17 protein-coding genes are annotated in these 22,597 nt (G+C 69.2%); 12 read left to right on the top strand and 5 right to left on the bottom strand.

The window, feature by feature from the left end; genetic code table 11:
• Positions 1 to 64: 64 nt before the first annotated feature.
• Positions 65 to 1,153, top strand: coding sequence for a lysylphosphatidylglycerol synthase domain-containing protein (locus tag AO398_RS20730; protein WP_058194072.1), 1,089 nt, complete (start codon positions 65 to 67; stop codon positions 1,151 to 1,153).
• A 22-nt stretch (positions 1,154 to 1,175) separates the two neighbouring features.
• On the top strand, positions 1,176 to 2,441 hold the full coding sequence (locus AO398_RS20725) for an ATP-binding protein (RefSeq protein WP_058194121.1): 1,266 nt from the start codon (positions 1,176 to 1,178) through the stop codon (positions 2,439 to 2,441).
• Here AO398_RS20725 and AO398_RS20720 read toward each other — a convergent pair.
• Positions 2,432 to 3,034, bottom strand: coding sequence for a glutathione S-transferase family protein (locus tag AO398_RS20720; protein WP_058194071.1), 603 nt, complete (start codon positions 3,032 to 3,034; stop codon positions 2,432 to 2,434). The two genes, AO398_RS20725 and AO398_RS20720, sit on opposite strands and share 10 nt — an antisense overlap.
• A 112-nt stretch (positions 3,035 to 3,146) precedes the next feature.
• Here AO398_RS20720 and AO398_RS20715 point away from each other — a divergent pair, with 112 nt between their 5' ends.
• The 4 genes from AO398_RS20715 (at position 3,147) to chrA (ending at position 8,743) form a co-directional block, all read left to right on the top strand.
• Positions 3,147 to 5,648, top strand: coding sequence for a heavy metal translocating P-type ATPase (locus tag AO398_RS20715; RefSeq protein WP_058194070.1), 2,502 nt, complete (start codon positions 3,147 to 3,149; stop codon positions 5,646 to 5,648).
• Positions 5,645 to 6,136: a Cu(I)-responsive transcriptional regulator gene (gene cueR / locus AO398_RS20710; protein ID WP_058194069.1), complete on the top strand. Its 492-nt coding sequence runs from the start codon at positions 5,645 to 5,647 to the stop codon at positions 6,134 to 6,136. The genes AO398_RS20715 and cueR overlap by 4 nt, the downstream gene beginning before the upstream one ends.
• A 76-nt stretch (positions 6,137 to 6,212) precedes the next feature.
• Positions 6,213 to 7,385, top strand: coding sequence for a M20 aminoacylase family protein (locus tag AO398_RS20705; protein ID WP_058194068.1), 1,173 nt, complete (start codon positions 6,213 to 6,215; stop codon positions 7,383 to 7,385).
• Positions 7,382 to 8,743, top strand: coding sequence for a chromate efflux transporter (chrA, locus tag AO398_RS20700; RefSeq protein ID WP_058194067.1), 1,362 nt, complete (start codon positions 7,382 to 7,384; stop codon positions 8,741 to 8,743). The genes AO398_RS20705 and chrA overlap by 4 nt, the downstream gene beginning before the upstream one ends.
• A gap of 10 nt (positions 8,744 to 8,753) precedes the next feature.
• Here chrA and AO398_RS20695 read toward each other — a convergent pair whose 3' ends face one another.
• A complete protein-coding gene (locus AO398_RS20695) occupies positions 8,754 to 10,154 on the bottom strand; it encodes a leucyl aminopeptidase family protein (RefSeq protein ID WP_058194066.1) in 1,401 nt (466 codons plus the stop codon).
• Positions 10,155 to 10,283: 129 nt separating this feature from the next.
• Between AO398_RS20695 and AO398_RS20690 the strand changes: the two genes are divergently transcribed.
• The 4 genes from AO398_RS20690 (at position 10,284) to AO398_RS20675 (ending at position 17,144) form a co-directional block, all read left to right on the top strand.
• Entirely contained in the window at positions 10,284 to 11,108 is an 825-nt protein-coding gene (locus AO398_RS20690; RefSeq protein ID WP_058194120.1) for a hypothetical protein, read from the top strand.
• Positions 11,109 to 11,437: 329 nt separating this feature from the next.
• On the top strand, positions 11,438 to 14,137 hold the full coding sequence (acnA, locus tag AO398_RS20685) for an aconitate hydratase AcnA (RefSeq protein WP_058194065.1): 2,700 nt from the start codon (positions 11,438 to 11,440) through the stop codon (positions 14,135 to 14,137).
• A 165-nt stretch (positions 14,138 to 14,302) separates the two neighbouring features.
• Complete coding sequence (locus AO398_RS20680) at positions 14,303 to 14,989, top strand: hypothetical protein (RefSeq protein ID WP_058194064.1); 687 nt, start codon at positions 14,303 to 14,305, stop codon at positions 14,987 to 14,989.
• 442 nt (positions 14,990 to 15,431) lie between these two features.
• Positions 15,432 to 17,144, top strand: a complete 1,713-nt coding sequence (locus tag AO398_RS20675; RefSeq protein ID WP_058194063.1) for a methyl-accepting chemotaxis protein — start codon at positions 15,432 to 15,434, stop codon at positions 17,142 to 17,144.
• A gap of 109 nt (positions 17,145 to 17,253) precedes the next feature.
• Here the strand turns inward: AO398_RS20675 and AO398_RS20670 are convergent, their stop codons facing one another.
• Both AO398_RS20670 and AO398_RS20665 read right to left on the bottom strand, forming a co-directional pair.
• Positions 17,254 to 17,916 carry a 3-oxoacid CoA-transferase subunit B gene (locus AO398_RS20670; RefSeq protein WP_058194062.1) on the bottom strand — a complete coding sequence of 221 codons (663 nt, stop codon included), beginning with the start codon at positions 17,914 to 17,916 and terminating at the stop codon, positions 17,254 to 17,256.
• 21 nt (positions 17,917 to 17,937) lie between these two features.
• On the bottom strand, positions 17,938 to 18,678 hold the full coding sequence (locus AO398_RS20665; RefSeq protein ID WP_058194061.1) for a CoA transferase subunit A: 741 nt from the start codon (positions 18,676 to 18,678) through the stop codon (positions 17,938 to 17,940).
• Positions 18,679 to 18,991: 313 nt separating this feature from the next.
• Between AO398_RS20665 and AO398_RS20660 the strand changes: the two genes are divergently transcribed.
• Together AO398_RS20660 and AO398_RS20655 are read left to right on the top strand one after the other, a co-directional pair.
• Positions 18,992 to 20,791 (top strand): AsmA family protein, encoded by a 1,800-nt coding sequence (locus AO398_RS20660; protein WP_058194119.1) that lies wholly within the window; start codon positions 18,992 to 18,994, stop codon positions 20,789 to 20,791.
• A gap of 65 nt (positions 20,792 to 20,856) precedes the next feature.
• Positions 20,857 to 21,636 (top strand): DUF1499 domain-containing protein, encoded by a 780-nt coding sequence (locus AO398_RS20655; protein ID WP_058194060.1) that lies wholly within the window; start codon positions 20,857 to 20,859, stop codon positions 21,634 to 21,636.
• Between the two features lie 12 nt (positions 21,637 to 21,648).
• Here the strand turns inward: AO398_RS20655 and AO398_RS20650 are convergent, their stop codons facing one another.
• Entirely contained in the window at positions 21,649 to 22,569 is a 921-nt protein-coding gene (locus AO398_RS20650; protein ID WP_058194059.1) for an MBL fold metallo-hydrolase, read from the bottom strand.
• Positions 22,570 to 22,597 lie beyond the last annotated feature (28 nt).

The raw sequence follows: 22,597 nt of genomic DNA, 5'->3' as shown, positions 1-22,597 counted from the left end.
CTAACCGGCACGGGCGCAGGCCTTCGGCCGGGCCGCGCAGCCGGAAGGGCGGACGCCGAACGGCATGAATTTTCAGGGACAGCACCGGGGGCCGGCGGAGCCGGTCGAGCCGGTCAAGCACGACGCTGCCGCGGACACTCCGCGGAAGAGCTGGCGCGGCCGGTATGCCTGGATCGGTACGGCCGCCAGCATCGTGTTGTTCGCGGTTTCGCTCGGCGTATTGTGGAAGCTCGTCCAGAGCGTGAGCTGGGCGGAGGTACGGGGGGCCGTCGCGGCGGCAACCGCCGAGCAGCTCGGACTCGCCTTCCTGTTCGTCGGAATCAGCTATCTGTTCCTCACGGGCTACGACGCGCTGGCCCTGCGTCAGCTTCGGATCAAGGTTCCGTACCGGATCACTGCCCTCGCCTCGTTCACCAGCTACGCGGTGAGCTTCACCCTCGGCTTCCCGCTGCTGACCGCCGGCACGATCCGCTACTGGATCTACGCCCGGCAGGGCCTGTCCACGGCCAAGATCGCGGCGCTCACCGTCATCGCCGGTTTCACCTTCTGGCTCGGCATGGGCGTCGTGCTCGGCCTGAGCCTGATCATCGAGGCCGGCCAGCTCGCTGGGCTCGCCTTCACGTCGATCCGGATCAACCAGGGCATCGGCCTCGTCGCGCTGGCCCTGGTGCTCGGCTACCTTGCCTGGGTTTCGGCGAAGAAGCGCAGCATCACCGTCAAGCAGTGGCGGCTGGAACTACCGGGGGCCTCGGTCTCGATCGGCCAGATGCTCGTCGGCATTGGCGATGTCTGTGCGGCGGCAGCCGTGCTCTACGTCCTGCTGCCGCAGGAGATGACGCTGGGGTTTACCACCTTCCTGGCGATCTACGTGCTGGCCGCCATGCTGGGTATCGCCTCCAACGCCCCCGGGGGGATCGGGGTGTTCGAGGCCACGATTCTGCTTGCCCTGTCGAGCTTGCCGCGCAACGAGGTGCTGACCTCGCTGCTCCTGTTCCGGGGCTGCTACTACGTCGTGCCGTTCGTGATCGCCCTGGCGATGCTCGGCTTCTACGAGATCGTGAAGCGTGCCGGGGGCGCGCGTGATCCGGGCCCGCCCGAGGGGATTGCCGGCCCGTCCGGGCGGCCGCGGCCCGACGATCCCGGACCCCGGTAACCACTCCGGCCCGCCGTCTATCATGTCAGAACGCCCGCGCAGCGCCACGGCCTGGACCGGCGCCGCGATTGCGGTCGGCCTGTTCGGCGCCGTTGTCGCGCTGTCCGGGCATCTCGACCTTCCGCTGATTCTCGCCGGACTCGTCTCGATCTGCCTCGGCGGCTGGCTCGGGGGGCGCGGCCGAGAGGCCCCGCCGCCGCGGCCGGCGGCGACGGCCCAGCGCCACGCGATCGCCGAGGCGCTGTTGGCCCATGTTCCCGATCCGGTCATCCTGGTGGACCGCCGCACCCTCGTGGTGGAGGCCAACCCGGCGGCCCGGGCGCTTCTGCCGGCCCTGCACCAAGCCCGGCCCCTGTCCTTCGCGCTGCGGAGCCCAGAAGTCCTTGACGGGGTAGAGGCTGTCCTCAGTTCCGGCATGCCACGCCGCGTCTCCTTGGCCACGCGGGTGCCGCTGGAGCGGATCTTCGAGGTCCAGATCGGCGCCCTGCCGATGCCGGACGGATCAGGCGTCAGCGCGGTGCTGTTCCTGCGCGACCTCACCTCGGCCCGGCGGCTGGAAGCGATGCGGGTCGATTTCGTCGCCAATGCCAGCCACGAGCTGCGCACCCCGCTTGCCACCCTGATCGGGTTCATCGAGACCCTGCAAGGGCCCGCCCGCGAGGATTCGCAGGCCCGCGAACGCTTCCTGGAAATCATGCGCGTCCAGGCCCAGCGCATGACGCGGCTGATCGACGACCTGCTGTCGCTGTCGCGGATTGAGCTGCGCGAGCACGTAGCCCCGACCACCGTGGTCGATCTTGGGGCGCTCGCCCGACAAATGGTCGACGCTCAGGGACCGCCGGCCGAGGTACGGGGCGCCACGATCCGGTTTCAGGACGGTGCGGGCCCCTATCCCGTACCCGGGGATGCCGACGAACTCGCTCGCGTGATCGAGAACCTGATCGAGAACGCCGTAAAATATGGCGGCGGCCATGTCAGCGTCGCCCTCTCGCGGGAGGAGGATGCTCGATTGGGCGCTCGGATCGTCTTGTCGGTAACCGATGACGGCCCCGGTATCCCGCCCGAGCATATCCCGCGCCTGACCGAGCGCTTCTACAGGGTCGATGTGGCCTCCAGCCGTGCCCGGGGCGGGACGGTTCTCGGCCTGGCCATCGTCAAGCACAGCCTCAACCGCCACCGGGGCCGCCTGACCATCGACAGCACGGTCGGGCAGGGGACCATCGTGCGGGTCAGCCTGCCGGAGCACGGAGCCGCTGCCGAGGTGCCCCGCGCGTCCGATCAGGCATAGGGTCCGATCCCGAGCCCGGTCTCGACCCGGGTGATCCAGCTGCGAATGGCCCGGTAAGGCGTAAGGTCGAACCCACCCTCATGGGCCATGCGGGTGTAGGCGACGAGCGCTACGTCGGCGAGGGTGAGAGCGTCGCCCACGAGGAAGGCGGTGCGTTCGAGCGTTCCGTCCATCAGCTGCAGGGCGGCCGCACCGCGCTCCGCGAGCTTGGGATCGAGGTCGTCCGGCGATCGCTTGAGATAATGGAGCTGGTAGCGGCGCACCGCGATGTAGGGTTCGTGGCTGTACTGTTCCCAGAACATCCATTGCAGCATGCGGGCCCGCGGGCGCGCGGCCTCGGGAACCAGCACCGAGCCTTCCGCCAGATGAAAGATGATCGCGTTCGACTCCGACAGGGTCTCGCCGTCCGGGAAGACGAGCAGGGGGACCCGGCCGGCAGGGTTCAGGGCCAGGAAGGCCGGTTCCCGCGTCCCGCCGCCCGGCACATCAACGTCACGCCAAAGTGCGGGAATGCCGAGATGGGCGGCCACCCATTTGACCTTGAGGCAATTTCCGGAGCCCGGATCGCCGTAAAGGGTCAGGGGTTCGGCCATCGGCTGCCTCGCGTTCGGTGCAGAGCGAAGTGTGTCGCCCGGTTCGCGATTCGGCAATGCGACCCGAATGGCCCTTGACCTTCCCATGATGGGAAGCACCATCTGAGCTGGCATGGATGCTCTGATCGGAACCACCCCCGTGCCCGAACCTGTCTCTCTGAGCCTCCCCGTGGAGGGAATGTCCTGCGCGTCCTGTGTCGGCAGGGTCGAGCACGTTCTGAAGGCGCTGCCCGGCGCTCGCGACGTAGCGGTCAATCTCGCGACCAACCGCGCCAACCTTGTCCTTGATGGCGGCGCGAGCCCGGCTGAGGCCGCGGCGGCGTTGGCGAATGCCGGCTACCCAGTCTCGGAGACGCAGACCCTGATCGCCGTGGCGGAGATGTCCTGCGCCTCATGCGCCGGCCGCGTGGAGCACACCCTCGCCGCCGTGCCGGGCGTAACCGGTGCCAGCGTCAACCTCGTCACCGGTCAAGCCACGATCCGCCATCCCGAAGGGCTCGTGGCGATCACCGACCTCGTCGCGGCCGTAGAGGCGGCGGGTTACGAAGCCCGATCCCTCGATGACGGATCGCGCATCGATCCGGCTGCCCGGCGGGAGGCCGAGGGTCGCGCCCTCCGACGCGACCTCGTCGCTGCAGCGCTGCTCTCCAGTCCCGTGGTGGTGCTCGACATGGGCGGCCACATCCTGCCGAGCCTCCATGGCGGTTCGGCCTCAGCCTTGATCCAGCTCGCCCTGGCGACCCTGGTCCTCGCTTGGCCCGGCCGTCGCTTCTTCCTGCGTGGGGTGCCGGGGCTGCTGCGTGGCCATCCGGACATGAACGCCCTCGTCGCCCTCGGGGCAGGGGCCGCTTATCTCTACTCCCTGGTTTCGACCCTGGCCCCCGGTCTGCTGCCCGCCGGCGCGGCGCATCTCTATTTCGAGGCCAGCGTGCTCATCGTCACCCTGATCCTGCTGGGGCGAACCCTGGAGGCGGGGGCCAAGGGGCGGACGGGACAGGCCATTGCCCAGCTGATGAATCTCGCGCCCAGGACCGCCCGCGTGATCCGCGACGGTACCGAGACTGGGGTGCCGCTCTCGGCCCTGGCGGTCGGCGACGTCGTGCGCGTCCGCCCTGGGGAGCGAGTCGCGGCCGACGGTGCGGTGGTGTCCGGCACGAGTTACGTCGACGAGAGCATGGTTACCGGGGAGCCGGCGCCCGTGCGCAAGGGGCCGGGGGACCCGATGGTCGGCGGCACCCTCAACGGCCGCGGCAGCCTCGACCTGCGGGTCGATGCCATTGGCGCCGCCACGGTGCTGGCGCAGATCGCCGCCATGGTCGAGCGGGCCCAGGGCGGCAAGCTGCCGATCCAGGCGCTCGTGGATCGGGTCACCGGGCGCTTCGTGCCGGCGGTGATCGGGGTCGCCGTTCTGACCTTCCTGGCCTGGCTGGTGCTCGGCCCGGCACCCGCCCTCGGGCCGGCCCTGGTCAACGCCGTGGCCGTGCTGATCATCGCCTGCCCCTGCGCCCTGGGGCTCGCCACCCCCACAGCCATCATGGTCGGGACCGGCCGGGCCGCGGCCCGCGGCATCCTGTTCCGCGACGGCGCGGCCTTGCAGGGTCTGCGCGACGTGCGCGTGGTGGCCTTCGACAAGACCGGGACCCTCACCGAGGGACGGCCGCGCGTCACCGATTTTCGCGTGGCCACGGGCATCGCGGAGGGGGAAGCGCTGGCGCTGGCCGCCGGGCTGGAAAGCCGGTCCGAACACCCGCTCGCCGGTGCCGTGATGACGGCCGCGCGCGCCCGCGGCCTCGCCATCCCCGAGCCGGAGCACTTCGAGGCGCTGGAGGGGTTTGGAATCTCCGGCCGGGTCTCGGGTCGAAGCGTGATCCTCGGCGCGCCGCGCTACCTCGAAAAACTCGGCATCGCTCAGGACCCGGACCTTTCCGCCCGGGCCGAGCGCTTGGCCGCGGACGGCAAGAGCCCGATCCACCTAGCCCTCGACGGTCGCCACGCCGGGCTGCTGCACGTCGCCGACCCGGTGAAACCGGGCGCCCGTGAGGCCGTGGCTGCGCTGAAGGCGCAGGGGCTCGTCGTCGCGATGGTGACGGGCGACGATCCCCGCACCGCCGCAGGGATCGCCAAAAGCCTCGGCATCCACGACGTGGCCGCCGGCATCCTGCCCGGCGGGAAGGTCGAGGCCGTCCAGCGATTCAGGACGGCGCATGGGCCGGTGGCCTTCGTGGGCGACGGCATCAACGATGCGCACGCCTTGGCCGAGGCGGATGTTGGGCTGGCCATCGGCACCGGCACCGATATCGCCGTCGAGAGCGCCGACGTGGTGCTGATGTCGGGCGATCCACAGGCGCTGGTCGAGGCGCTGACCCTATCGCGGGCGGTGATGGCCAATATCCGTCAGAACCTGTTTTGGGCCTTCGCCTACAACGCCGCGTTGATCCCGGTGGCGGCAGGCCTGCTGGTGCCGTTCGGCGGCCCGGCCCTGTCGCCTGTCCTGGCCGCCGGCGCCATGGCCTTTTCCAGCGTCTTCGTGCTCGGCAACGCCCTGCGCCTATGCCGGGCCGGTGGCCGAGCCGCGTCCGTCGAGTCGACGGCGCTGTCGCCGAGGCCCGCATGAGCGCGGGCCCGATCACCATCGGGGAGGCGGCGCGGCGCACGGGCGTGTCGGCCAAGATGATCCGCTGGTACGAGGCGACCGGTCTGCTGCCGACGGCCGCCCGTTCCGAGGCGGGCTACCGCCATTACGACGAGGCGGACCTGCACACGTTGCGCTTCGTCCGCCGTGCCCGCGATCTCGGCTTCAGCGTCGACGCCATCGCGGATCTGCTGGCGCTCTGGCGCGACCGAGCCCGGCCCAGTGCCGGCGTGAAGGCGATCGCCGAGCAGCAAATCGCAGATCTGCGCCGCCGCATCGCCGAACTGGAGGGTATGGCCCGGACTCTGGAGCGCCTCGCCGAGAGCTGCTGCGGCGACGAAAGGCCCGAATGCCCGATCCTGGATGATCTCGCGACCGAGGACGGGCCATCCGCGGCGCGGCGTGGATCCGCCGGGCTGGAGGCCCACGCGACGCACGCGATGCATCTCCGCGACAAGCGTGGCCGTTGACGCCGCGTCTGGCCCCGGCTTTGCTGGTCCGGCCGAGTCTCTTGCCGAGACCTGATGGCCACGAAAGCCCGTACTCATGCCCGTCCTCGAACGGATCCGTGACTTCGCCGACACCATGACCGCGTGGCGGTACGATCTGCACGCCCATCCCGAGCTGCTCTACGACGTGGAGCGGACCGCGGGGTTCGTGGCCGACCGACTCCGGGCCTTCGGCTGCGACGCGGTGGAGACCGGCATCGGGCGCACGGGCGTGGTCGGGGTGATCCGCGGCAATGGCCGGAACTCGAACCGCGCCATCGGGCTGCGCGCCGACATGGACGCCCTGCCGATCCAGGAGGTGCGCGATCTGCCTTACCGCTCCACCGTGCCGGGCAAGATGCACGCCTGCGGCCATGACGGGCACACCACCATGCTGCTCGGGGCGGCCAAGTACCTCGCCGAGACCCGAAATTTCGACGGCGCCGCGGTGCTGATCTTCCAGCCCGCCGAAGAGGGTGGGGGCGGCGGCGAGGCGATGGTCGAGGACGGCCTGATGGAGCGGTTCGGGATCGAATCGGTCTACGGGATGCACAACATCCCCGGCATGGCGGTCGGCACCTTCGCGATCCGGCCGGGTCCGATCATGGCGTCCACCGACCGCTTCACCCTCACCATCGAGGGACGGGGCGGCCACGCGGCCCTGCCGCAGAACGCCGTCGACAGCGTGCTGGTGGCGAGCCACGTGATCATCGCCCTGCAGAGCATCGTGTCACGCAACCTCCATCCGCTGGAATCGGCCGTCGTCTCGGTCTGCGCGCTCGATGCCGGCGAGGCGTTCAACGTGCTGCCGCAGAGCGTCACCATGCGCGGCACCATGCGGACCCTGTCCCAGGGGGTGCGCAGCCAGATCAAGGCGCGGATCGAGACCCTGGTGACGGAGATCGCCGGCGCCTTCGGTGCCAAAGGCGTGGTGGAATTCGGCTCGAGCTATCCGGTCACGGAGAATCATCCGGCCGAGACGGACTTCATGGCGGGCGTGGCCGAGGCCCTGGTCGGGGCCGAGAATGTCGACCGGACGGTGGCGCCGATGATGACCGCCGAGGACTTCTCCTACATGCTCGGCCGCCGCCCCGGCGCCTACATGTTCATCGGAAACGGCGACAGTGCCTCGCTCCACCACCCGCATTACGATTTCAACGACGCCGCGACCCCGTACGGGGCTTCGCTTTGGGCGCGTCTGATCGAGACGGCGCTGCCCCTGACGGCGTGAGCCCGGCGGGCGCCTCCGGCATTCCGCGTCCGACCCTGAGGCAAACCATACCGGTCTGGGTGCGGGTGGCGGCGCTGTCGTTCGGTGGCCCGGCTGGCCAGATCGCCGTGATGCACCGCATCCTGGTGGAGGAGCGGCGCTGGATCTCCGAGCGGCGCTTCCTCCACGGGCTCGGCTTCTGCACGCTGCTGCCCGGGCCGGAGGCGCAGCAGCTCGCGACCTATATCGGCTGGCTGATGCACGGCCCCGCCGGTGGAATGGTCGCGGGCGGGCTGTTCGTGCTGCCGGGGCTCGTCGTTCTGATGGGCCTGAGCTGGCTGTATGTACTCTATGGGGCGGTCGTCTGGGTCGAGGGCTTGTTCTTCGGCCTCAAGGCAGCGGTGCTCGCCATCGTTTTGCATGCGCTCTGGCGTCTCGGCGGCCGGGCGTTGCGCGGGCGAGCGGATCGGATCATCGCAGCCGCCGCCTTCGTGGCCATCTTCGCTCTGGCCATCCCGTTCCCGCTGGTCGTCGTCGCGGCGGGAATCCTCGGCCTCGTGTTGGGGCGCCGGCCCGCGTTGGCTCCAATCCTCGCGGATGCGGAAGGCGACGAGGCCGGTTTCCTGATCGGCGCCGCGACGCTGCCGCGGGAGCAGGCCGGGCCAGCGGAATCGCTGCGGATCGGGGCCCTCTGGCTGGCGATCTGGCTCCTGCCGGTAGCCGCCCTCTTGGTGCTGCCCGGGCTGCCACCGGTCTTCGGGCAGGTCGCTGTGTTTTTCGCCAAGATGGCGCTGGTGACCTTCGGGGGCGCCTATGCGGCCTTGGCCTATGTCGCCCAGCAGGCGGTGGAGCATTACGGCTGGCTGCGGCCTTGGGAAATGCTCGATGGGCTGGGGCTCGCCGAGACCACGCCCGGCCCGCTGATCATGGTGCTCCAGTTCGTCGGCTTCCTAGCCGGCTACCGGGCGCCCGGCACCTTGCCGCCGCTGCTCGCCGGGACCCTGGCCGGCCTGCTCACCACCTGGGTCACCTTCGCGCCCTGCTTCCTCTGGATCTTCGCGGGCGCGCCGCTGATCGGGCGTCTGCGCGGCAGCCGTCTCCTGGCCGGCGCGCTTTCGGCGATCACCGCCGCAGTCGCGGGGGTGATCCTGAACCTCGCCGTCTGGTTCGGGCTGCGGACCCTGTTCCGTGAGGTCCGGACCGTGCCGCTCGGGCCGCTGCGCCTCGACCTGCCGGTACCCGGTAGCCTCGATCCCGCCGCCCTGGCGCTGACGCTGCTGGCAATCCTGGCCGTCTTCCGGCTCAATCTCGGGGCGGTGCCGACCCTGGCGCTCTGCGCCGGGGCCGGGATGCTGCTGCGTCTGTCGGGCCTCGCCTGATCCGGTGGGATCAGGTCCCGTAGCGGGCCTTGAGCAGCGCGTAGGTCAGGCGCGCGGTCTGGACCTCGCCGCCTTCCGGCCGTCCGGGCTTGGTCGACGGGTTCCAGCCGTAGAGGTCGAAATGCCCGTGTGCTTTGGTCTTCGGGGCGAAGCGGCGCAGGAACAGGGCCGCGGTGATCGCGCCTGCGAACGGGCCGCCGGAGACATTGTTGAGGTCGGCCACCTTGGAATCGAGCAAGCTCGCGTAGGGGGCGTGGAGCGGCATCCGCCAGATCGGATCGATCGCCGTCCGCCCGGCTTCGGCGACGGCGGCGGCCAGGGCCTCGTCCTCGGTGAAGAAAGCCGGAAGGTCCGGGCCGAGGGCCACGCGCGCCGCGCCCGTCAGCGTCGAGAAGTCGAGGATCAGCTCGGGCCCCTCCGCGTCGGCGAGCGCCAGGGCATCGGCGAGGATCAGCCGTCCCTCGGCGTCGGTATTGCCGATCTCGACGCTAAGCCCGGCCCGGCTGGGCAGCACGTCGCTCGGGCGGAAGGCGTTGCCCGAGACCGCGTTCTCCACCGCCGGGATCAGCACCCGCAGTCGGATCTTGAGGCCAGCGCCCATGATCATGTCGGCCGCCGCCAGGGCCACCGCGGCGCCACCCATATCCTTCTTCATCAGCAGCATGGCGGAGGAGGGCTTGATATCGAGCCCGCCGGTGTCGAAGGCGACGCCCTTGCCGATCAGGGTCACCCGCGGTGCATCCTCCGGCCCCCAGGTCACGTCGATCAGACGCGGCACCCGCGGCGAGGCGATGCCGACCGCATGGATCAGGGGAAATTCCTGGGCCAGCTCCTCGCCCTGCGTCACGTCGATCGCCGCGCCGTGGCGCTCGGCCAGCGCCCGGGCGGCGGCTTCGATCTCGGCGGGGCCGAGGTCGTTGGCCGGGGTGTTGATCAGGTCGCGGCCGAGCGCCACCGCACCGGCGACCCGCTCGATCTCCGAAGCATCGATCCCGGCCGGCGCCGCGAGCCGGGCCTTGGTGCTGCCGGAGGACTGGTAGCGGTCGAAACGGTAGCTGCCCATCAGCCAGGCCAGCGCGGCCTCGGCGGGGTCTGGGGCGTTCTCCAGGCGAAACGCGCCATCGGGCAGCAGGCCCGGCAGCTTGCCGACGATCAGCCGATCGTAGGTGGCGGCCTCGGCGTCGCCGAGACCGAACAGCGCCCGGGCGATGCTCCCGTCCAATCCCGGCAGCAGCGCGAGGCTCCCAGCCTTCGGCTTGAAGCCGAGTGAGCGGGCGAAGCTGCTGTGGGCTGGGTCCAGGGCGGCTTCGGCCTCCGGCCAGGACGCCGTCGTGACCAGGGTGACCGGCACCGCGGGCGTGTCCGTGGGCAGCAGGGCGGGATGCGTCGCGGGAGCTTCGGCCTGGGTCATGTGCCTCTCGTGCGGCGGTCGGGCCGGCAGTGGCTTAACCGGTGATTAGGGTTAACGCTCTATCACCGGCCGGCCGGGAGCGTGAAGCGCGAGCCAGAGCCCGCCCGGCCTGTGCTGGCGGAGCGCATCATGAAGACGGCCCCGACCCGGGTCTCCCGGACCCTGGCTTCCAATGTCCGCCGTGCCGGCCTCGCCGCCGCGGCACTCGCGGCGCTGGGCCTTGCCGGTTGCAACACCCGCTCCCCGGAAACCACCGGCTCGATCGGTGATCTTGGCGAGCGCCAGACGGCCTCACGCCAGGAAGCCCCCTCCCGTCAGGATCTCGACGCCTTGGCCGAGCGGTTCAACGCCAATCCCGGCGACGGGCGGGCGGCGATCGCCTATGCCCGCGCCCTGCGGTTGAACGATCAGGCGGCACAGGCCTCCGCGGTGCTGCAGCAGGCGGCCCTGCGCAACCCGCGCGACACGTTCATCCTCGGCGCCTACGGCAAGTCGCTGGTCGAGGCCGGCCGCTACGCCGAGCCGATCGACGTGCTCGCCAACGCCCATTCCCCCGCCTCGCCGGACTGGCGCATCCTGTCGGCGCAGGGCTCGGCCTCCGCGCAACTCGGCGAGCAGGCCCGGGCCCAGAGCTTCTACGAGGCCGCGCTCAAGATCCGGCCGAACGAGCCGTCCCTGCTGTCGAATCTCGGCCTGTCCTACGCCCTGTCGCGCAATCTCGACCAGGCCGAGCAGACCCTGCGGCTCGCCGCCGACCAGCCCGGTGCCGATGCCCGCGTACGGGCGAACCTCGCCCTCGTGCTGGGCCTCAAGGGCCGATTCGCCGATGCCGAGACGGTGCTGCGTCGCGACATGGGTCCTGAAGAGGCCGCCTCCAACGTGGCGTCGCTGCGCAAGCTCGCCGCTCAGCCGAATCGCTTCAAGACGCTGCCCGGCACGCCACAGCAGGGCTGACGGATCACGGCGTATCCCGGGGCGCCGCTAGAGCGAGCAACCCGGCTTGCGCCGCAGGCAGGTCCCCTCGCGGGCGGACCGCCAATCGCCCGACAGGGCCACGCGGCTGTCATCGCAACCCGGTAGCGGCCAGATTCGAAAAGTTCTATATCGACTCCTGGCTGCGCCGCGCGGCTCCACGGGCGTCCAAATCGCCCCCGCGCATCGTCCTGCCCGGGCACTCCCGGGGCGGCGCGCGCCCGTCGGGCGCTAGAAAGGCCGAACACAAATTCGTAGCGCAGGTCTTGCCTGCGCGTGTTCGACAACCCGCAGCGAGGATAGAACCAGCCGTGCCATCACTCGACAGCTTCAAGGCCCGCCAGACGCTCGAAGCCGGCGGCAAGACCTACACGTATTATTCGATCCCCGAGGCCGAGAAGAACGGCCTCGCCTCCGCCACCGCGCTGCCCTTCTCGATGAAGGTCCTGCTGGAGAACCTGCTGCGCTTCGAGGACGATCGCTCGGTCCGCAAGGCCGACATCGCCGCGACGGTCGGCTGGCTGGCCGAGAAGGGCAAGGCCGAGGTCGAGATCGCGTTCCGGCCCGCCCGCGTGCTGATGCAGGACTTCACCGGCGTCCCGGCCGTGGTCGATCTGGCGGCCATGCGCGACGCCATGGTGGCGCTCGGCGGCGACCCGCAGAAGATCAACCCGCTGGTGCCGGTCGATCTCGTGATCGACCATTCGGTGATCGTCGACGAGTTCGGCACCCCGAAGGCGCTGGCCGACAACGTCGCGCTGGAATATTCGCGCAACGGCGAGCGCTACACCTTCCTGAAGTGGGGCCAGTCGGCCTTCGACAACTTCTCCGTGGTTCCGCCCGGCACCGGCATCTGCCACCAGGTGAACCTGGAATATCTGGCCCAGACCGTCTGGACGAAGTCCGAGGACGGGGTCGAGGTCGCCTATCCGGATTCGCTGGTCGGCACCGATTCGCACACCACCATGGTCAACGGCATGGCCGTGCTGGGCTGGGGCGTCGGCGGCATCGAGGCCGAGGCGGCCATGCTCGGCCAGCCGCTCTCGATGCTGATCCCCGAGGTCGTCGGCTTCAAGCTGTCGGGCAAGCTGCCCGAGGGCACCACCGCCACCGATCTCGTGCTCACCGTCACCCAGATGCTGCGCAAGAAGGGCGTGGTCGGCAAGTTCGTGGAGTTCTACGGCCCCGGCCTCGACGACATGGCGGTCGCCGACCGGGCCACGATCTCCAACATGGCCCCGGAATACGGCGCCACCTGCGGCTTCTTCCCGATCGACCAGCGGACCATCGACTTCCTGAAGGTCACCGGTCGCGCCGACGACCGGATCGCTCTGGTCGAAGCCTATGCCAAGGCGCAGGGTATGTGGCGCGATGCCAAGACCCCCGACCCGGTCTTCACCGATACCCTGCATCTCGACATGGGCGAGGTCCGGCCCTCCCTCGCCGGACCGAAGCGCCCGCAGGACCGGGTGCTGCTCGACGGGGCCAAGCCCGGCTTCGCGACCTCGATGGAGACCGAGTTCAAGAAAGCGGCCGACCTCGCCAGCCGTTACCCGGTCGAGGGCACGAACTTCGACATCGGCCACGGCGACGTGGTGATCGCGGCCATCACCAGCTGCACCAACACCTCGAACCCCTCGGTGATGATCGGCGCTGGGCTCCTCGCCCGCAACGCGGTGGCCAAGGGCCTGCGCTCGAAGCCCTGGGTGAAGACCTCGCTGGCCCCCGGCTCGCAGGTCGTCGGCGAGTATCTGGAAAAATCCGGCTTGCAGGAGCCCCTCGACGCCCTGGGCTTCAACCTCGTCGGCTTCGGCTGCACCACCTGCATCGGCAATTCCGGCCCGCTGCCGGAGGCGATCTCCAAGGCGATCAACGACAACGACGTCGTGGCCGCCGCAGTGCTCTCGGGCAACCGCAACTTCGAGGGCCGCGTGAACCCCGACGTGCGGGCGAACTACCTCGCCTCGCCGCCGCTCGTCGTCGCCTACGCACTCGCCGGCTCGATGCAGATCGACATCACCACTGAACCGCTCGGCCACGGCTCCGACGGCAAGCCGGTCTACCTGCGGGACATCTGGCCGTCCTCGGCCGAGGTGCAGCAGTTCATCGAGGAGAACATCACCTCGGAGCTGTTCAAGCGCCGCTACGCCGACGTGTTCGGCGGCGACCAGAACTGGAAGGACGTCGAGGTCACCGAGGCCGAGACCTTCGCGTGGAATCCCGGCTCCACCTACGTGCAGAACCCCCCGTACTTCGTCGGCATGGAGAAGACGCCAAAGCCCGTGGAGGACATCGAGAACGCCCGCATCCTCGGGCTCTTCCTCGACTCGATCACCACCGACCACATCTCGCCCGCGGGCAACATCCGGGCGGCCTCGCCGGCCGGCGAGTACCTGCAGGCCCACCAAGTGCGCGTGCAGGACTTCAACCAGTACGGCACACGGCGCGGCAACCACGAGGTGATGATGCGGGGCACCTTCGCCAACATCCGCATCAAGAACCAGATGGTCCGGGACCCGTCCGGCACCGTGGTCGAGGGCGGCTGGACGCTGTTCCAGCCCACCGGCGAGAAGATGTTCATCTACGACGCGGCGCAGAAATACGCCGAGAGCGGCACGCCGCTCGTCGTCTTCGCCGGCAAGGAATACGGCACCGGCTCCTCGCGCGACTGGGCGGCAAAGGGCACGAAGCTGCTCGGCATCCGCGCCGTGGTCGCCGAGAGCTTCGAGCGCATCCACCGCTCGAACCTCGTAGGCATGGGCATCGTCCCGCTGGTGTTCCAGGGTGAGACCTCCTGGGCTTCCCTGGGCCTCAAGGGCGACGAGACCGTCACGATCAAGGGCTTGTCGGGCGAGCTGAAGCCGCGCCAGACCCTGGTCGCGGAGATCACCTCGGCGGACGGATCGAAGAAGACGGTGCCGCTCACCTGCCGGATCGATACGCTCGATGAGCTGGAATACTTCCGCAACGGCGGCATCCTGCCCTACGTGCTGCGCTCGCTGGCAGCTTGATCCTCCACGGGCGGCGTCCGCGCCGCCCATCCGGGTTCCATCAGGCGGCGTCCATCGGGCGCCGCCTTATTTGTAGCTTAGACGCGTGGGTTTGGCTTGCGCGCAACCTTGTTTGGCGCGACGGGCGCCCCATAACCCGGCTTCCGAAGCCAGCATGGGATCCCGATGAAGCACCTCAGCAAGACCCTCGCCGCCGCCGGCCTGACAGCGCTGCTGTCGAGCGCGGCCTTCGCCGCCCAGGTCGAGCGCGTCCGCGGCACCATCGACAAGGCCGAGGGCAGCACGCTCACGATCAAGACCGACGACGGCAAGTCCGAGACCGTCGATGTCGGCGGCGCCAAATTTGCCTGGGTCGTCCCGTCGAGCCTCGACGCCATCAAGGACGGCGTCTTCATCGGCACCGCCACCAAGGGCGAGAACCCGATGACGGCCCTCGAGGTCGTGCTGTTCCCCGAATCGATGCGTGGCACCGGCGAAGGCCATTACGGTTGGGACACGATCACCGACCAGACCGGCGGCGCCGGATCCAAGGTGAAGAGCGCCATGACCAACGGCACCGTAAAGGCCGAGACCGCCAACGCGCCGAAGGTGAAGAGCGCGATGACCAACGGCACCGTGAAGGCCGACAAGGCGGCGTCCGGTGGTGAGCGCACCCTGACGGTGAGCTACGGCAAGGACGGGTCCAAGGAGATCGTGGTTCCGTCCTCGGCGCCGATCGTCGCCTTCGAGCCGGCCGACAAGGCCATCCTGACGCCCGGTGCGAAGGTCTTCGCCGTGGTCGCCAAGGACGGCGCCAAGGCCGAGGGCAAGCTCGTGGCGGTCGGCAAGGACGGCCTCACCCCGCCGATGTGATTCTTTTGAGTTCTCGCGTGCCGTGGCCGGCTGGGCTGACCGCGGCACGCGACGTCACTGTCGACCTCAGGTCAAACGGCCTCGCGCGAACTTGTTGCGGCGACTGTGTGCCCCCAGGAATGCTGCAAAGGATGGAGCTTGTCAGGGTTCGAGCGCTGCACAACAACTTTGTACTCAAAGTCTATCTCGGATGTTATAACTGATATCTGACTATGCGAATGGTCGTATGAATAAACATTGTGTGCGAAAAGGATAACGCATGCAATATGAATCCTAATTCTTGTTCGGGTTGAGTCAACAGTGTGCTGAATATAGTCTTTCATTATTGGACGCGTTCTGTTTGATCTGTCAGGCTCGAAGCATGGCCTGCTTCCGTCGTTGATGTTTTTGCGGCGCTGCTAGATGATCGGAGGTCTGGGTTCGACGGCGCGGGGCCAACGCGATGAAATGCTTTCGCGACGCAAAGATCTTGCTGAAGCTTGCGCTCCCGCTCCTCGTCGTTGCCCTGGCCGCGGGCGGATTGATACTCTACGCTCGTGCGAACCTGCTCGCCCAGTCGGGCCAGACACGGCAGATCGTCGATATGCAGGCCAAGCGCCTCGCGCTGATCCTCGGCGTTCAGATCGATGTCGGCGAGATCTCGGTTCAGGCGCGGAACCTGGTCCTCGAGACGCGGGAATCCCAGATGGCTGGGTACGAGACCCGCATCAAGCAGGCGAAGGCGCATGCTTTCGGCCTCATCGACGAGTTGGGAAGATTGGCCGCCTCGGCCGAGCGGCGTGCAACGGACGAGACGCTGCGTCAGACCTTGACGGCGCTCGGGACGATCATCGATCGGGTCATTGCCAGCGCGGAGCACGGCGATAGCGAACTCGCCCGCGACATCCTGTTGGGCGAAGGCAACCCGCTTCGGGCGAAGCTGTGGGAATTGGCGCAGGCCCGGGTCGATGTCCTGACGGCCGAGCTCCAGCAGGCGCGCGATGCGTCCGAGCTTTCTGCCTCCCGCGCGACAGTCACGCTGGTCGTAGCCGCCGCCATCGGTCTGGTCGCCGCCATCGCCGGGGGCGTCGCCGTGGTCGCCCGTGGCGTCACGGCCCCGCTCGGGCGTCTGGTTCGGACACTCGAGCGCATGGGACACGGGGAGATCGACAGCGAGATCCGCGAGGCCGCCCGCGGCGACGAGATTGGCGCGGTCGGGCGCGCGGTCGAGGGGATCAAGCGCATGGTCGCCGAGAAGGCTGCCGAGCAGGCCGAGACCCGGCGCCGCGCCGACGCTGAAGCTGCGGCCGAGCGCAGGCGCGCCCGGGCCGAACTGGCCGACAACTTCGAGAGGGCCATGGGCGGCATCGTCGGTGCGGTGTCGAATTCGGCGAACGAGCTGCAGAAAGCCGCCCAGGGTATGACCGACACGGCCAGTGTCGCGGCGATGCAGGCCGCCACCGTGGCTGCGGCAGCCGAGGAAGCCGCCGGCAACGTCCAGACCGTCGCGACGGCCGCGGAGGAACTCGGCACCTCGGTTCAGGAGATCGGCCGGCAGATCACGGGGTCGGCCGACCTCACGCGCACGGCGGCCCGGGAGGCCGGCCAGACGGCGCAGCTCGTAAAGGCCCTCAATCAGACCTCGGTGAAGATCGGCGAGATGGTCGGGCTCATTGCCAACATTGCCAGCCAGACCAACCTTTTGGCGCTCAACGCGACCATCGAGGCGGCCCGGGCCGGTGAGGCAGGCCGCGGCTTCGCCGTCGTCGCCACGGAGGTGAAGGAGCTGGCGAGCCAGACCGCCAAGGTCACGGACGAGATCACCGGCCAGATTGGGGCGATCCGGGCGGTGACCGAGAACGCCGTCGCAGCCATCGGAGGCATCACCAACCGGATCGGCGAGATCGACGGCTTGACCGCCGGCATCGCGGCTGCAGTCGAGGAGCAAGGCGCTGCCACTCAGGAGATCGTGCGCCACGTCGCCCAAGCGGCGTCGGGCACCGGCGAGGTGACGAGCAACATTGTCGGGGTTGCGGAGGCGTCCGAAAAGACCGGCGCGGCCGCGGCCCAGGTGCTGGGTGCGGCTGCGGCGCTCTCGGACCAGTCCGGGCGCCTGAACGCCGAGGTCGCCCGCTTCCTCAACGGCATCCGCGCTTCCGGAGGGGGCTCACGGTGACGATGCGGATCGGAGGCTTCAACCCGAGAGGCGTGTTCGGCCCGCGGGTTAAGGCGAAAGCGAAGGCCGAAGGCATCGTCCCGGATGAGATGTCCGGGACGATGCGCGATCAGGCCGCGAGCGCGACGGTGTAATCTGCCTCGGTCTTCGTGCGGATTTCGTCCTCCGAGACGCCGTCGGCGAGCTCGATCAGCTTCATGCCGCCGTCGCCCTTCTTATCGATCTCGAACACCCCGAGATCGGTGATGACAAGGTCGACCACCTGCGTGCCGGTGAGCGGCAGGTCGCAGGCCTTGAGCAGCTTCGGGCTTTCGGTGCCGTCCTTGTTCTTGGCGACGTGCTCCATCACCACGACCACGCGCTTCACCCCGGCCACGAGGTCCATGGCGCCGCCCATCCCCTTCACCATCTTGCCGGGGATCATCCAGTTGGCGAGATCGCCGTTGCCGGCCACCTGCATCGCGCCAAGGATCGACAGGTTGATGTGCCCGCCGCGGATCATCCCGAAGGAATCCGCGGAGGAGAAGTAGCTCGTCGTCGGGAGCGCGGTGATCGTCTGCTTGCCGGCATTGATCAGGTCCGGGTCCTCCTCGCCCTCGTACGGGAAGGGGCCCATGCCGAGCATGCCATTCTCGGATTGCAGCTGCACCGACATACCCTCGGGGATGTAGTTCGACACCAGCGTCGGGATGCCGATACCGAGGTTCACGTAGAAGCCGTCTTCCAGCTCCTTGGCGGCGCGCGCCGCCATCTGCTCGCGGGTCCAGGCCATCGTTCTACTCCCTTCCCTCGATCAGTGGGTGCCGCCGCCGGCGGCGGCCGCTGGCGTGTTCTCGGCACGCTTGCGGGTGGTGCGCTGCTCGATACGCTTCTCGCGGACGCCGACCTCGATGATCCGCTTCACGAAAATCCCGGGCGTGTGAATCGTGTCCGGGTCGATCGCACCCGGCTTCACGAGGTGCCCCACCTGCGCCACCGTCATCTTGGCGGCGGTCGCCATCATCGGGTTGAAGTTGCGCGCGGTCATCCGGTAGCGGAGGTTGCCCTCGGTATCGCCCGTATGGGCGTGCACGATGGCGAGGTCGGCGAACAGTCCGCGCTCCATCACGTAGTGCTCGCCGTCGAACTCCCGGACCTCTTTGCCTTCCGCAACCTTGGTGCCGACGCCGGTCTTCGTGAAGAAGGCCGGGATGCCGGCGCCCCCCGCGCGAATGCGCTCGGCCAAGGTGCCCTGCGGATTGAACTCGATCTCCAACTCGCCCCCGAGATACTGCCGGGCGAACTCCTTGTTCTCGCCGACGTAGGACGAGATCATCTTGCGCACCTGCCGGGTATCGAGGAGCTTGCCCAGGCCGACCCCGTCGATCCCGGCATTGTTCGAGACGATGGTCAGGCCCTTGACCCCCGAAGCGCGCACCGCCTCGATCAACTCGTCCGGGATGCCGCAGAGGCCGAAGCCGCCGCACATCACCATCATGTCGTCGCGCAGCAAGCCAGCCAAAGCCGCCGTGGGATCCGTGTAGACCTTCTTCATCGAACCGTCCTTTTCCCGTCCGGTCTGCCCGGCCGAAATCTTGGGAACCGCGTTTCCTCGGGCCTGCTGTCCCCGATTCCGTGAACGAAATCCAGTACCGGCATACCCGGCCCGCATGGCGTCCGGGGCGATCCGTAACCCGCGCCGCCCTGGGGAGAGCGGGGCGGCCTGCGCAGGCCCCCGCAGACAAGGCCGGCGGGGCGCGCTATGACGTGCCTTCAACGAGCAGACCCAACCGGGCCGCGACGGCTTGAGGGGGCTGGCGCGGCACCCGGTCTTCGGCCGCAACCGCGGCTCGCCCATCCGGAGCACGATGTCGCCCCGACGTCCCATTTTCCTTCTCACCCTCGCAGGCGTGATCCTGGTTGGCCTCGGCCTGCAGGATTGGCCGGTCGATGGCCGCCGGGCGATGACCTTTGCAGGCCGCGCGCTGGATGAATACGGCCTGTCGTTGACCGGCGAGGGGCCGGCACGCCTCACGCTCCTGCCCCTTCCGCGCCTGTCCCTCGGTCCCGTCCGCGTCGCTGCCGGTCCCACGGGGCCGACACTCGCCAAGGCCGGAAGCCTGACCGTCGACCTCGATCCGCTCGGCCTCCTGGCCGGCCGCGCCACGCTGGGCGGTCTCCGGCTCGATGGCGCACAACTGTCATCGGACGCCGCTGCCTGGAGCGTGCCGCTTGCTCAGCTGGCCGCGCGGATGCGTTCGGGCGCCACGCAGCGACCGCGCTGGTTGAGCGTGACCGGTGCCCGCATCGCCGAGGGCGACGAGGCACGGGACATCGACCTTGACCTCGCCTGGCCGTTCTGGAGCGCCTCCGCAGAGGCCCACGCGAGCTTGACATGGCGGGGCGTGCCCACGCGCATCGCGCTGACGCATCTCCGGGCTGCCGATATCGTTCAAGGGCACCCCACCCCGTTCACCGCCGCGGTGACGTGGCCCGACGGCAACCTGGCTGTCGATGGCACGGCAAGCCCGTCGCTTCAGGGAGGCGCCTTGCCTGCACTGGCCGGGCGCGCCCGATTCAAGAGCCGCTCGCTGTCCGAAACCCTGGCTTGGCTCCGTCGCGATGCCCCGCTCTCCCCCCTTGCCCGGGCCTTCTCTGTCGACGGACAATTCGACGTTTGGGACCGTTCCGTATCCTGGCCGCGCTTACGTGTGGGGCTCGGAGACGACGTGCTGGAGGGGGCGGGTGCCGTGACCCTCGGGCCGGGGACCGGGTCACGCCTCTCGGTTCAAGCGACTCTGGCGGCCGAGACGCTGAATCTCGCGCCGCTGATGGGTGATCTGATCAAGTTGTTTGACGCAGAGGCGGCGCCGCTGGCCCTGACGCCGCTCACCAAGGGCGATCTCGATCTGCGACTATCGGCGGCCGAGGGCCGGGTCGGACTGCTGCAGGTCCAGGACTTGGCCGCCAGTATCTTGGTGCGTGACGGCGCGATGGAAGTCGCTGTGAACCGCGCACGCCTTCAGGACGGAACGCTCAAGGGGCGCCTTACCCTGGTGAGTGCCAAGGATCCGGCTGAGACCGAGGTGCGGATGCAGGGCAGCCTGGATCGGGTCGACGTGGGAACCCTGCTCGGCGAGATCGGGGGCGGGCGCTGGATGAGCGGGCCCCTGCAGGGGCAATTCACCCTGGAGGGCAGTGCCCGCGACAGTGCAAGCCTGCTCGCCCATCTCGGCGGCCGCGCGACGCTGGCAGTCGACGGCGGCGCGATCTCGGGCCTCGACCTGGCCGAGATCGTCCACCGCAACGGCGTCGTCCCGGCAGGCGCGCTCGCGCGTCGGAATGGTCGGACCGCCTTCGAGCGCGCGGCGATCACCCTGCGCTTCTCCGACGGGATCGGTGAGTTCGCCGAGTCCGGCTTGCGCGGGCCGAGCGTCGGAGCCAGCCTGCAGGGACAAATCTCGCTGCCTAGTCGGCGGATCGAAGCCCGGGGCGATCTGGCGCTTCGCGCCGCGGACCCGTCGCGCAGGCTCCTGTTCGAAGTCTCAGGTCCGTGGGACGCGCTGACCGCGCAGGTCGTCCCTCATGGTGAGGCGATGCTGCCCGATCCCCTCAAGTTTCCGGCCGCCCTCGGGCTGAGCGGCAACGCCCGCGCTTACGCTCCGTGATTCGGGCGATGGCGCCCAAGCTCACCCGATTCTAAGCTCCGGCTTCAACTCCGTCCGTGATCCCCATGCGCCGCCTGCTTGTCGAGGAACCCGTCACCCGCGCCGGACCGTTGTCGCGGCAGCTTGCCGTGTTTGCCATTATCGCCACGGGGCTCGCCCTGATCGTGGTGCGCGACCCGCGTTCCGACACCGACGCGGCGCTGGTTGCCCTGGCGGCTGGGCTGTGTATCGCCCTGGCCGCGGCTGTCGCTGCCGTGTTCGCGTTCGTGCATGTCTGGCGTGAGGGTGCGCGCGGTCTGGGGGCTGCGCTCGCCGGATTGTTCCTGGCGCTACTCCTCCTGGGCTATCCGGCCTATCTCGGCTTGCGGGGTCTGCGCCTGCCGGTCCTTTCAGATATCACCACCGATATCGACAACCCCCCGGCCTTCTCGCGGTCCCGGGCCGCCTTCGCGGCACGGGGCGGCCGTTACCCGTCGGATCCGGGTCCCGCGATCCGTGAGCGTCAGCGCGGCGCCTATCCGCAGATCGCCCCGCTGACCCTCGATATCGGTGCCGACGAGGCATTCGAACTGGCCCGTAAGGCCGCCCTCAACCGGCACTGGCAGATCGTCGAGGCGATCCGTCCCGGGGGGCGTACCGGCAACGGCCGGATCGAGGCCGTGGCCCGTGGCCTCATCCTCAATCTGCCTGACGACGTGACCGTGCGAATTCGCCCCCGGGCCGACGGCGCCCGGATCGACGTGCGCTCGGCCTCCCGGCTCGGCGGCCGCGATTTTGGCACCAATGCCGATCGCATCCGCGCCTATCTCGACGACGTGGCGAACCTGGCCCTGGCGGTGAAGTAGCTGGGTCACCCGTCAGGTGGGTGCGTAGGCGCTGTCGAGACGGGGCGGCCCATCGCAGGCCACGAGCCCCCGCCCGACCAGATCTTCCAGATGGGCGAAGACCGACAGGGCGGCGGCCCCACGAAGGCGGGGGTCGAGCCCCTGATAGATCGCCGCCACAACGTCTGGAATCCTTGCATCTCCGGCGGCGAGCCGGGCGCGGATCGCCGCTTCCCGCTGGCGGCGGTGGCCGATCAGGCAGCGGACGAAACGCGCCGGCTCGCGTACGGGACCGCCATGTCCCGGCCAGTAGATCGTCTCACCGCGTCCGCGCAGCTTTTCCAGCGACGCCATGTAGGCGCGCATCTCCCCATCCGGAGGCGCGACGATCGTGGTGTTCCAGGCCATCACGTGGTCGCCCGACAACAACGCCTCCGCCTCCGGTAACGCGAAGGCGAGATGGTTCATGGTGTGACCAGGGGTCTCCAAAGCCACGAGGGTCCAGCCCGGTCCGGAAACCGTGTCGCCCTCGGCCATCACCCGCGTGGGGGCATGGGCCGTGTCAGAACTCGAATCGAGGATCGGCACCTCGCCCTCCGCCAAGGCGCGAGCAGCCCGGTGTGGGGCGCACCCGACGATCGGGGCGCCGGTTCGGGCGGCGAGAAGCCGAGCGCCCGGGGAATGATCCCGGTGGGTGTGGGTGACCACGATGGCCTCCACCTGCTCGCCCTCGAGGTCCGCCAGCAGCGCCTCGATGTGGCTAGGCTCGTCGGGCCCAGGGTCGATGACCGCGACGCGCCGGTCGCCGATCACGTAGGAACAGGTACCGGTAGCCGTGAACGGGCCGCCATTCGGGGCGATACGCCGCCGGATCAGCGGAGCCACGCGTTCCAGGCGTCCGGCTACGGGCAAGGACCGCTCGAAGGTCGGCCCGCTCTTGTCCTCGTCCGCCATCGCCACCCCGTGCTATTCCGGGGGCGGT

This window comes from Methylobacterium sp. GXS13 (assembly GCF_001455965.1).
Lineage (GTDB): Bacteria > Pseudomonadota > Alphaproteobacteria > Rhizobiales > Beijerinckiaceae > Methylobacterium.
The sequence above is the reverse complement of the archived record's forward strand: the minus strand, read 5'-3'. Positions and strand labels throughout refer to the sequence as shown.